General features: G+C 38.6%; 9 protein-coding genes. 5 read left to right on the forward strand and 4 right to left on the reverse strand.

Annotated elements, in window-relative coordinates; all coding sequences use genetic code 11:
• Positions 1 to 239 precede the first annotated feature (239 nt).
• Both C9J40_RS19840 and C9J40_RS19845 read left to right on the forward strand, forming a co-directional pair.
• Positions 240 to 2318, forward strand: a complete 2079-nt coding sequence (locus C9J40_RS19840) for an LruC domain-containing protein (protein ID WP_233217827.1) — start codon at positions 240 to 242, stop codon at positions 2316 to 2318.
• A 5-nt stretch (positions 2319 to 2323) separates the two neighbouring features.
• Positions 2324 to 2878: a hypothetical protein gene (locus C9J40_RS19845; protein WP_107247781.1), complete on the forward strand. Its 555-nt coding sequence runs from the start codon at positions 2324 to 2326 to the stop codon at positions 2876 to 2878.
• 62 nt (positions 2879 to 2940) lie between these two features.
• On the opposite strand, the gene C9J40_RS19850 is transcribed toward C9J40_RS19845, so the two are convergent.
• Positions 2941 to 4656, reverse strand: coding sequence for a chitinase (locus C9J40_RS19850; RefSeq protein ID WP_107247782.1), 1716 nt, complete (start codon positions 4654 to 4656; stop codon positions 2941 to 2943).
• A gap of 878 nt (positions 4657 to 5534) precedes the next feature.
• On the opposite strand from C9J40_RS19850, the gene C9J40_RS19855 reads away from it, so the two are divergent.
• On the forward strand, positions 5535 to 5777 hold the full coding sequence (locus C9J40_RS19855) for a Rho-binding antiterminator (RefSeq protein ID WP_107208316.1): 243 nt from the start codon (positions 5535 to 5537) through the stop codon (positions 5775 to 5777).
• 127 nt (positions 5778 to 5904) lie between these two features.
• Here C9J40_RS19855 and C9J40_RS19860 read toward each other — a convergent pair whose 3' ends face one another.
• The 3 genes from C9J40_RS19860 to C9J40_RS19870 form a co-directional block, all read right to left on the reverse strand.
• Positions 5905 to 6090, reverse strand: a complete 186-nt coding sequence (locus tag C9J40_RS19860) for a hypothetical protein (protein WP_045150501.1) — start codon at positions 6088 to 6090, stop codon at positions 5905 to 5907.
• A 452-nt stretch (positions 6091 to 6542) separates the two neighbouring features.
• The gene (locus tag C9J40_RS19865; protein WP_107208315.1) at positions 6543 to 7628 is read right to left on the reverse strand and encodes a linear amide C-N hydrolase; all 1086 of its coding nucleotides are present in this window, start codon (positions 7626 to 7628) and stop codon (positions 6543 to 6545) included.
• 145 nt (positions 7629 to 7773) lie between these two features.
• The gene (locus tag C9J40_RS19870; protein ID WP_107208314.1) at positions 7774 to 9141 is read right to left on the reverse strand and encodes an NCS2 family permease; all 1368 of its coding nucleotides are present in this window, start codon (positions 9139 to 9141) and stop codon (positions 7774 to 7776) included.
• Between the two features lie 481 nt (positions 9142 to 9622).
• On the opposite strand from C9J40_RS19870, the gene C9J40_RS19875 reads away from it, so the two are divergent.
• Both C9J40_RS19875 and C9J40_RS19880 read left to right on the forward strand, forming a co-directional pair.
• Entirely contained in the window at positions 9623 to 10918 is a 1296-nt protein-coding gene (locus C9J40_RS19875; protein ID WP_107247783.1) for a serine dehydratase subunit alpha family protein, read from the forward strand.
• A gap of 293 nt (positions 10919 to 11211) precedes the next feature.
• Positions 11212 to 12534: an amino acid permease gene (locus C9J40_RS19880; protein ID WP_158259296.1), complete on the forward strand. Its 1323-nt coding sequence runs from the start codon at positions 11212 to 11214 to the stop codon at positions 12532 to 12534.
• The last annotated feature ends 17 nt before the right edge of the window (positions 12535 to 12551 follow it).

Below are 12551 nucleotides of genomic sequence, written 5' to 3' on the forward strand. Positions count from 1 at the left end.
TTTAAAAGACTCATATTACAAATAAACACTGTCTTAAAATTCATAGCGTTTTGCAAAAATGAGAATAACAAAAGTGTAAAGCGCCATAACCTATTGTTATGTGTGTACGTTTAACTGGCATTAAAGTTGATTCTTAACTAAGGATGTTTCAAACGCTAACTGGAAGTGGAGTGACAATGAAACGCTATCTGTACATATTTTTTTCATTTTTTTTGTTTACCTCCTTCATGAGTAATAGCTTGGCAAACTCATTTTCATGTAACCAAACAGGCTATTTCTTTCATGATACTGCGAATATCTCATTCATTAACATTGATCGACAGACAAATAACTCAGGCTTAATACCTAATAGTTATGATGCAGTGGGTTTCAATACTCTCGATGGTTATTTATATGGAGTAATAAATAAAAAAGTAGTGCGCATTGATAATGGTTTCAACGCCGATGAGTTAGATATAGTTGATTTACCCGAACATGATTACACCGCAGGCGATGTTCATAACGATAACTTGTACCTCTATGCCAAGCAGGAAGGTATATGGCGCATTAATTTATCAACGAAGCAAGCAACCCAAGTATTAAAAAAGGAACAAGCTTTTTATACACTGGCAGATCTAGCTATTCATCCTGAGGGGGTTGTTTATGCAATTGATAACAGTAGAAATATTCACCGATTTGACCTTTCGCAATCGTTAGAAGATAACAAAGTGGAACTATCACAATCAACAGGGCTTCAAGGATTACGTAATTTTAGTGGTCAGTTTTTCGATGCTAATGGAATGTTATACATTATTGATTCTAAAACAGGAGAGTTATACCTTTTTGATGATATCACTCCCCTCAATGAACAAGAAAGTTTCCGTTATATTTCCTTACCTTCCCTAACGAATGTTAGTAGTACGATTGATATAGCTCGTTGTCGTGATATGACACTCGCTATAAAAGGTTATGATTTTGGTGATGCACCAAATTCTTATGGTACTTCAGTTTCTGTCAATGGTGCGCATCATCAAGTGTCTTCTCATCTTTACTTAGGAAGTAAACCTGATGAAGATCTGCTCGCACAACTTTATCCTGCGTTTGATGATAATAATGACAGTGATGATGAACAAGGGATAACTTTCGCAACTATGAGTTTAAATCAAGGCTCAACCTCTTTTTTCACGGCAAAAGTCGGCGGCTTTTTAACGGGATATCTATCTGCGTGGGTTGACTGGAATAACAATGGTAACTTTAGTGATCCTAACGAGAATGTGCTCCAAAATGTCTCACTGCTCGGTGGCACCCACCACCTTGCTATCGACGTTCCAAGTGATGCAAGCTTAACAGATCAAACATGGGTTCGCTTTAGGCTAAATGAAGATCCAAATATTTCACATCTAGGGCGTGGTGAACGAGGAGAAGTCGAAGACTACCCTATTTCAATTACCAGCTATGACAAGCAAGAAAGTTATTCTTGGTTTCCTTCTCAAGGAAGTTATGCAACTCTCGCGTTTGAAGACCGCTGGCCTAATGAAGATGATTTTGATTTTAATGATGTCGTCCTGAGATACCGTGTTGGACATGTACAACAAGCCACTACTGGCAAGCTTTCACAACTGAACATTGATATTGAATTACAGGCTTACGGTGGGGAATATAATAATGGTTTTGCTATTAAATTAGACGGCGTTACCTCTTCGAGTGTTGATACCGAAAACAGCTATGTTGTCGTAAATAATGCATACCAAGCAAGTATTGTAGAAGCAACTGACAGCCCAGATGATGACGCAGTTTTGATTGTCACGGACTCATTAAAGCAATACTTTTCTTCTGAATGTGACAACGGGTTTTTACGCGTAGATCCTAATTGTGAATTAGATAAAAATGTAACCGTAAAAGCTTCAATGAAAATCACATTCAACGAACCTGTTACCTACCCTAAAGATTTATCTCCATATTTAAATCCATTTATTTTTGCTTCGCCCAATGATAATCATGGTTTTCTAGCCCCGCCTTCTCGAAGTCTAGAAATTCATTTGAAGGACTTTTCTCCAACAATCAAGGCTAATCCAAATTTATTCAAAAGTGGTAATGATGATTCAGGCGATGCCAGCATCAATTGTGGTATTCAAAAAAGCTGCGACAGTTATAAAAATAAATCAGGGATCCCATTTGCGATTTTAATACCTGCTAATTGGAATAATCCGGTAGAAGGGAAAAGTATTTTATCTGCCTACCCTGATATCAAAAACTATCTCAACAATAATGACAGTGAACATGATACATGGTTTATGCACCCTGATCCCTTAAACGTATATTCTCTGACAGTGGAGTAATACTGATGAAAAACTCTCGATTACTGTTACTACTCATCACTTGGATCTTTACTGGTTGTTTAAGCGAAAGTTCATCCGATCAAACCAATCAGCCTATAGAAACAGAAAGTGATACCAGTGCTCAGGTGCAACCCCCTATCTTTTTTCCAGTGAAAGATAGCGGTGACGATAATATAGATAACGGTGAAAGTGACGATATTGATAATATTAGTGATGACGATTTAACTGAGCAAGACGAAGACAACTTTCCAGAATTAGAGGCGAGTAATATTAATTTTTCGGGCAATATCACAACGATCCCCTTAAACATTACTAATCCAATATTTGAAGATGTCTATGTCAATATTTATCGAAATTATAGCACTGATGATGACGGTAATTACATTGTTAATCATGATGATAGAGTCATGGCAACAGCTATTACTGAAGCAAATTATGAGGGCAGCCTATTTTTAACGCCAGATATTAACAAGCTGCTTATTGAGATAATCTCACTGAATGATAATCAAATTATTACACAAAAAGCGATCACATTTCCTATTGAACGTATTAATTTATAAAACAAAAGCCCGAAAGACATTTTATGTTTATCTTTCGGGCTTTCTCTAATTGTTAGTTTTTATTACAACTTTTGCCAAGGGCTCCCAGCATCGGGTTTATTCCCTTGCGTCCACCACTTCGCTTTATATTCACTTCCTTGATAACTGACTTTGTCGCCACCAACATACACAGCTCCTACATTCCATGCAGGTGTATCAGTTGCAGGAGGATCAACGGGCTCTACAGGAACCACAGGATCGACAGGAATAACTGGATCAACAGGTTCGACTGGCGTAACAGGATCAACAGGAGGTTCGATTGGATCAACTGGCTCAGGAGTCACTGGTGTACCACTTTCTAGCGCCCAAGGACCACCACTTGCAGGGTTATCGCCTTGTGTCCACCACTTCGCTTTATAGACAGCACCTTGGTAACTGACTTTATCGCCACCAGTGTAAACTTTATTGCTTTGCCATGTATCCACACCATCGACTGGCGGGTCTACAGGATCCACAGGCTTATCTGTATCAGGTAATTTATCAACTACACGCACATCAGGCCAATTGGCGTGAGAACCATATGCATTCGCGACACATTTTTCGTAATCACCTTCAACTAAAGCTGAATACGCCGTTTGAAAACCGACTAATTCACATTCAAAAGAAACACCGCCTGGACGATCAGAATAATATTTCCAGTTCGCATCCCAGTTGGTGTAAAGCACGTCAGTGGCACCATTAAGATTTAAACTACCATAGGGTGTTTGCTGCCAGCAGGTGTTTTTCTCATCTTCTGCAATAGCAATTTCATAATGCTCGGCTAAACCTTCCCAGTAACGAATACGGTTAACAGGTTGTCCTTTCTCTCTGTTTTGCTCACCACATTCGATACCGCCATTGATCACATTAATAGTGGTACCAAAGCCATAGGTAATACCGGCATCAATTTCACGTTGTGATGGTTTCCATGTACGATCAATTACATGAAGCATCGCAGGCTTAGGGGCTTGTGGGGTTAAGAAAAACCAAATCGCAGAGGCAAGGTTCAGCCATGAATCAGCAACACGCCCCGGATCATTTAATAATACCGTTGCATCGCCATCAAACATTACTTCCGAGAAAGCACCATAATTAAAATGGTAAGAGAGCTGTTTAGCGCCTCGGCCAAAATACCCTTCACCGTCAGCACATGGCCAACGTTTATTTTGCCAATCATCTTGCCCACAACCTGTAGTATAACCCGCTTGACCTTCAGACCAGCCCATTTCGCGTACATGAACGAGGGCTTGCTGCCATTCTTCTAATGCCAGTGGGTTATCCGAATAATTATCGATACTGATATGGCCGCCCGTTTCTTGTGAGAAATGGGCAAATGCCGTCACGATAGAGGTTTTACAGATTTCATCAGCATTACGTCCGTCGGTATAGTCGCCACAGAATGCAGGAAACTTACCAATTGCGCGTAGAAAACGGGTATAGGTATATTCAGGCGCTGCCATTTGTGTCAAGAAATTCCACTCTGTTTCAGGAAAAACTCGCTCAACACGTTTTACGTTATCAGGGTTGCTTGAAGCATCAGGGTAGATCGCTTCAACCTCTGTATTTGGGCGTGTTTCGAGTGCTTTAGCCCAAACGTCATACATAGGATCTAACGTCTTTGCATCTTCTGCGGCTGTTATTTCTGCCCGCTCAATGATGTAGCCACCAGGGTTTTCGGGATCAGGCTGTGGATTCATCGCATAACTGCTTGTCGCGGATAAACCAGCAATCAGTAATGCTAATTGACTTATTTTCGCCATTATAAATTCCTTTTCAGTACGAATTATCTATCTTTCAGAGCTAAAATAAGTCGCCATGCTCACCAAACAGTTTTATTTAATGCGACACTAATAATTTTTAATATTCAAAACTCATCTTAGCTATCAGTACATTTACAAATAATTACTTAATAACGGCAACGTCCCATTGTTAAAACCGTGTTACATAACTTGTTTTTATGTACGCTGTAATAAACTTATTCCATTAATATCTTTGGCTGTCACACTGTACACAAAATTTGAAAACATAATAATGAAAGCTAGCAAAGTCTATTTATTGTTATTTTATTTGAAAATCCCAAAGCCAACAGGCAACAAATAAAACATTGAAAAATAAAGATTTTAACTTATTCATTTAATATATGGTTGGCAATAGACAATAGATGAGTTTAGTTGCACATCGTTATGATTAATATATTTAGAGTATGATCACATTAAATAACAAAAATATTAATAATTAAGGTTTACTCAGAGAAAAGTCTACTTTCATTATTTATTATTATAGAAAGTAATTTATAAGCAGAAGATTTATCGTTATAAATAATATAAAAATCCAATGATTGTAATATCAAACACATTAAAAATATAATTTCGAATTTTGTTTTTAATCACGTTTATACATAATCACACATTGCAAAGTGCCCTATAGCAATGCTTCTTAACGCTAAAATAAACCCAGTAATACTCACTAAAAGATTAAGTTAATTTTACTTTAGTGATAACAATCAATATTTCTCATCGTCTATCACGTGCTCTTTCTAAATCACCATATTGGGATTATTAAGGTATATATTTTGAATTTCTTGAACGCTGGGAGTAATCTAAAATAGTCGTGAACGGTAATTTAAGGAGCAATAATAATGATCAGTTGTCATCAACATGACTATATTGAGATAGCCTGCATGCTCCACCTTGATGTGAGTTTAACGTATAAAAATGGAGATAAAATTTCAGGGATCGCCCAAGATACTTGTTATAACGCGCAGCGAGAAGAATGTATCGAATTGAAAATGAATAATACCGTTTCAACAATAGTTCTCGATCATCTCGCCTCTATGCAGGCACTCACCGCGAATCCACATTTTGAGACGGTTAATTTTTAAATTTACATTGTAAATAGTGGTTAATTTTCACTCATCTATGCAAGTAAAAAACAAAAAAGGTGACTTGAATAATAAGTCACCTTTTTATTAACCAAAAAACTTAAATATACTATTTAACATATTTAAGTTATTTATAAGTAAACGCCATTTCACCATTAGCATCTGTGTATAACGACGCTTTAGATTGTTTGATCAACTGTGCTGCATATGAAGGTGTAACAGCGCGTAGCTCACCTTTCACTGATACAAATTGACCTTCCCAAGCAACATCACGGTATTTACCTGCTTCTAAAATTTCTACTACTACTTTCATAATGACTGCACCTTAAATGAATATTTTAAACAACCCTACCGAAACACTTTGCGGTTCCTCAGTTGGTCTTTTTAATTTACCTCGTTTTGATTAATTGTCATTACAATAAAAATGCAACGTTAGTTGTGCATAAATGGTAAATTCAAATTTTTTTAATCTTTTTCTGGTTTTATCTTAGGAGTTATAAATACGCAACCCAACACCTTCTTTAAAGAAGAATAATAAGTTTATTAAAAACAATAATATAAATTATAAAAAGATACTAAATAATGACACAATCGCGCATAAATGGTATGGGGTACGCAATAATAGTAGTGAATAATTAACGATCAAGTATGAATAAAATGCAAGATTGCAAAAATGATCGTTTCTAGATTCATTTTTGACACAAAAAAAGACAATAAAAAGGGCAACATGCTGTTGCCCTCATAATAGCGACTAGGTGTTTGTGGTTATTTAATCACTACATCTTGAGTAGTAAACTTACCATTATCAAGTGGTTGCTTGTGCTCTGTCTTCGCATTGAAATCTAATTTAGATAACTCTACACGACGAATAGTACTGTCATGCATCGTTTTATAGAACAGTTCACCATTGCCTTGATCAATAACAGATGTCCACTGAGTCGCACTTGGTAAATCAGGGATATGTGACTTATCGTTAAACTCACTGCCAATTGGAATATCGAAGTTATTTAAAATATGGAAAGCTTGTGATACTGCTTCTTGCGATGTCTTCAATACAGGTGCGCTATTTACATAGAATGCAGCGCGAACAAAACGTGACGGTGGAGAAATATCACCAGGTAAGCCCACAAAGTTAGAGCCGACACCAAACGATTGGGCTTCTACCCCATTGATCTTTTGTGGCGCACTGATACCCGGGTGAAGGTTAATATAGTTATTTAAATTCGTTACCTGCCACTTGTAATCTGGCGAGTTAGTTAGCACTTTAGCCGTGTTCTTATAAATATTTATCTTACCGTGATCCATTATCTCAATCACGATGCTGTTACCTTGCTTATCCGACACACGCCAGTGCGCCGTTGGTGATGGGTTACCTTCAGCATCAAAGTAAACAGTGACAATCTTGATCTTACTTAACGCAGCTTCAACTTCTGCAACCGTTGAATATTGACTTAACATCCAACGTACGAAATCCATATCCGTGATGTTATTTGCGGTATTGTTAGGATCATATTTCGCAAGTGAGCCATAACCACGGAAATAGAATAAACCCGCCGTTAAGCCTTTTTCGTTAATACCTTCAGCAATAAAACGATCATCACTAACAGAGATCCCAGCAAAGCCATATTTACTTTTCCAAGTTAACCCTTGCTTTTGATCTGGCATTATCGAGGTATAGCTATAATTACGAGGAGAAACAATTAACTTACTATTTAAATCGCTATGACCCCACTCGATGGTACGAGCTTGAATATGATCATTGCCTGTTGTGCCAAGTGTAATTCCAGTACAAGCACTCGCAGCGGAGCTAAAACATGACGCCAACAGCAATGTTAATATCGTTTTTTTCATAAATATGCCTGTGAATGTGAACGCATATAATTAATCCTTGATAATAGTCCATTATGGAAAATAAAAACAACGTGTTATATGTTGATATGTATAAAAAAGCCCACTTTTAGTGGGCTTAAAAAATACTTTACTATAGAACTAGTCGCTAGATAGCCCAGCCGCCAGCATAGAAAACAACTAAGGCAATCGCAATAACGACAGTACCTATATTGAGCTTTTTCACTTCACCAGAAACTAATCGACCGATAACTAATGCAGTAAAACCAAGCATAATACCAGTAACAATATTACTCGTTAGAACAATGAAAACAGCACACAGTAAGCCAGATAATGCATCAACAGAATCTTCCATATCTAACTTGCTAACATTACTTAGCATTAATAGGCCAACATACATCAGTGCAGGCGCTGTCGCATAGGAAGGGACTAAGTAGCTTAATGGTGCAAGAAACAACATGAAGATGAACAGTACACCTACCGTAGTTGCTGTTAAGCCTGTTTTACCACCAGCAGCTGTACCTGCCGCAGATTCAATGTATACCGCAGCAGGAGAACCACCAACCAGGCCTGCAAAAATGCTACTAACAGAATCAGACGTTAATGCCTTACCACCATTGATAATATGACCACGTTGGTTAAGTAAATTCGCCTGTCCTGCTACTGCACGAATCGTACCTGTTGCATCAAAAATTGCCGTCATCACAAGTGCTAATACTGTAGGCAAAATAACTGGGTTTAGGGCACCCATAATGTCCATTGTACCTAATAAGGATTCGCCATCATGACCAAATGTCGGCATTGCAAAGAAGCCGTGGTACGTCACTTTCGGATCAAAGATAAGACCAATGATAGAAATGGCAATAATCACTAATAAAATGCCACCAGGAACACGGCGCTTTTCTAATCCTAAAATAGCCGCCAAGCCTAAAATAGACATGAAGACTGGAAACGCGGTGAAATCACCAAAAGCAACGGGTAAGCCTTCAGCTGGATTTTTGATCACTAGCCCAACGCCATTCGCTGCAATCAAAAGTAAAAATAATCCAATACCAATCCCAGTACCATGAGCAATACCATTGGGCATATTTTTCATGATCCAAGTACGCACACCCGTTACCGTTATTAATGTAAAGACAACCCCCATTAAGAATACGGCACCTAAGGCAACAGGCACACTCACGTCTTGCCCTAGTACTAAGCTAAATGCAGTAAATGCGGTAAGTGAAATAGCACAACCAATGGCCATCGGTAAACGCGCCCATAACCCCATAAGTAATGAACCAAATGCAGCCACTAAACAGGTTGCGATAAAAACCGCCCCTTGATTAAAACCCGCAGCACCCAACATGCTAGGCACCACAATCACGGAATACACCATGGCTAGAAATGTGGTTAAACCCGCAATTATTTCCTGTTTGACATTACTGCCGCGAGCTGTAATTTCAAAATAGCTATCTAGTTTACTCTTAGGTTCTAAATGAGAAGGGCGTTGATGTGTGCTATCAGCAGACATGGTAAATTCCTATTTGATCAAAAAAGCGATATTTTTCAGCAAATCTAATGTATTGCCAAATTAACGCAAACGTTTCCGTTTCTATTCAAAATAAAAGGCTGATGCTAGCACCAACCTTCATTCTATGACGACGTGATCATACCTATAAATAGCCTCAATTCGCTAGTGTTAAATCAATTTTCCAGTTGAAATACTCTGCATTTTATCTCCACTACCTAAATGGACTTATCATTTAGATAAAAACATAACCTCTAAAAATGTGATAAACACAACATAACATTCAACAATAAATAAAATAATAGAATATTTTTCTATTTTATCTTTAATTTACATTTAAATAGGAAATTTATTTCTTCGTTATCGAGCGTATATTTGCAGCGATTCAAATACCCATGAAGTTAAAGAGGATATTAAAAAAATAAAGCCTCCTCTCTTCGTTGTCGGTTTATTTTCCTCCGGTTGGAACATTAAGGTAGTAGTTATGAAAACCCATCTTTGGCCTGCATTTATTAACGTGATCAAACGTGATGTTGTTCCTGCTTTAGGCTGCACAGAGCCTGTGTCTGTGGCGCTTGCTGCTGCTATTGCGATGGAACAACTTCCACTTCATGAACGCAATATCACCCATATTGATGTGCGTGTTTCTCCTAATTTGATGAAAAATGGCATCGGCGTCATGGTACCCGGTACGGGAATGGCAGGTTTAGCTATTGCATCAGCTGTAGGTGCACTGGCTGGCAATAGCCAAGCGAAATTAGAAGTATTAAAGGACATTACGCCAGATAACGTTAAACAAGCTAAAGCATTATTAGATGCCAATAAAGTCACGGTTAACGTCGCTGATGTCACTAATATTCTTTATGCCAAGGTAAGTATTTATAACCAAGCTCATTGTGCGACAGTGACTATCGCAGATAGCCATACTCAAGTGATCAGTATTGAACTTGATGGTGTTACAGTTTTCGAAGCGTCACCTAACGAGCAAAAGGTCGTTGAAATATCGAACTCACCTTTTAGTGATGCTGGCGTTCAAGATATTTTTGATTTCGCGACCAATGCGCCTATTACTGATATTCAATTTATCGAACAAGCTTATGAGCTCAATAACGCATTATCTTGTGAAGGGCTAAAGGGCCAATATGGATTAGAAATTGGCGCGACATTTCAACGTAACATTGATCGCGGTTTATTATCAGGCGGTCTACTCACCGATGTATTACTCCGCACGGCTGCCGCTTCTGATGCGCGTATGGGAGGGGCTATGAAACCGGCGATGAGTAATTCAGGCTCTGGTAACCAAGGTATTGCCGCCACCATGCCTGTCGTGGTCGTTGCCGATTTTGTAAATGCTGATAATGAGCATTTGATCCGCGCCTTAATACTTTCTCATTTAATGGCAATTTATATTAAAAGCTATCAAAACAAGCTGTCTGCATTATGCGGCGCAACAACTGCGTCAATGGGGGCGGTATCTGGTATTACATGGTTATTGGGCGGAAATGTGGAGCAAATCAGTGCAGCGATTTGCAGTATGATCGGAGATATCACCGGTATTATTTGTGACGGCGCAAAAGCCAGCTGTGCGATGAAAGTCTCTTCTGCTGCCGGATCTGCTGTTAAGTCTGCCTTAATGGCATTAGATGGTATTCGAGTAACGGGCAATGAAGGCATTGTCGCTGATGATGTCGATACGACTATTCGTAATTTATCTGCATTAGCAAATGGCGCTATGACCCATACTGATATTCAGATCCTTGATATTATGATTAACAAATAATGCTCTAACGCATGTGATTAATAAATAATCGACAAGACTAAACCAGAGCTATTTTGCTCTGGTTTCCTATTTTTAATCGCTTAAATGCCTTTTCTTTTTTCCTCTTTAAAAGAGCATTCTGTCCTCTTCTGCCATCGCTAAAAGTAAAACAATCATTAAAAGCACCTAATTGCATCTTTTATACTTCTATAATTTATATATTATAACTTTTAGTTATTTAGTAACTATACGACTAGATCCATAATCCAGCTATTCGCTGTCAGCATAACAATGATAATAAGCTGGAATATATAATGAAACCTAATACAGATACCGCCCTTTCAAACACCAGTGTCCCCCTATACCAACAGGCAAACATGACACCTCAACAATGGAAGGCTGCAACAAAATTCGACAGTGTTGATGTCGGTTGGATTGTCATGAGTATTGGCATGGCCATTGGCGCGGGGATTGTTTTTCTCCCAGTACAAGTTGGCGTTATGGGATTATGGGTCTTTTTACTGTCTTCTGTCATTGGCTACCCTGCCATGTATTTGTTTCAGAAACTCTTTATCAATACTCTTGCTGAATCAAAGAAATGTACCGATTATCCAGGCGTGATCAGCGGCTACTTAGGTAAAAACTGGGGCATCGCATTAGGCATTTTATATTTCATCATGCTGGTGATTTGGGTATTGGTTTACTCTCTCGCCATCACTAATGACAGTGCCTCGTACCTATATACTTTTGGCGTTACTGAATCTCATTTAAACCATAATATTTTCTATGGCTTAGCATTAATCTGCTTACTGAGCTATATCGGCTCAAAAAGTGAAAAGTTCCTGTTTAAGATCTCAGGGGTTATGGCAGTAACGGTGATCACCTTAGTCGCGGTGATGGGCGTACTGCTGATCCCACAATGGAATTTTAGCAATATTACCGCTGTTGGCGACGGGGACAAGATGCTTAAAGATGCAATCATCACCCTACCTTTTACCTTAACCTCGATTTTATTTATTCAATCGTTGAGCCCAATGGTGATTTCGTACCGCTCACATGAAAAATCGATTGAAGTGGCACGTTATAAAGCATCACGTGCGATGAAAATAGCCTTTAGTATTTTGTTTGTGGTGGTCTTTTTCTTTGCCATCTCGTTCACCTTTGCGATCAGCCAGTCTGAAGCACAACATGCGATGCAAGAAAATATCTCTGCCCTTGCGATGATTGCACATTACTTCCCAGGCAGTTGGGCAACAATCGTCGGTATCGTGATCAACATCTTTGCGGTCGTGACGTCGTTCTTTGGGGTGTTCTTGGCGTTTAAAGAGGCGTGTAAAGGGCTGGCAATGAACATGCTTGAACGTAAGTATGCTCACCACGACATCAATACTGAGTTAGTAAATAAACTAACGACGGTATTTATTATTCTGATCGCATGGGCGGCAGTGGCATTGAATCTACCGATCTTATCGTTCACTTCTATTTGTTCACCAATCTTCGGCATTGTTGGCTGCTTGATCCCAGCCTACTTGGTATACAAAGTACCATCATTAAACAAATATAAAGGCACAGCAACCTACTTGATCATCCTCACCGGTATTTTGCTCTGCATCTCGCCGCTATTAGCTTTCCTTTAATAGCTAGCAGCTAAATA

The organism is Photobacterium sp. GB-72 (assembly GCF_003026095.1).
In the GTDB taxonomy this organism is placed as follows: Bacteria; Pseudomonadota; Gammaproteobacteria; order Enterobacterales; family Vibrionaceae; genus Photobacterium.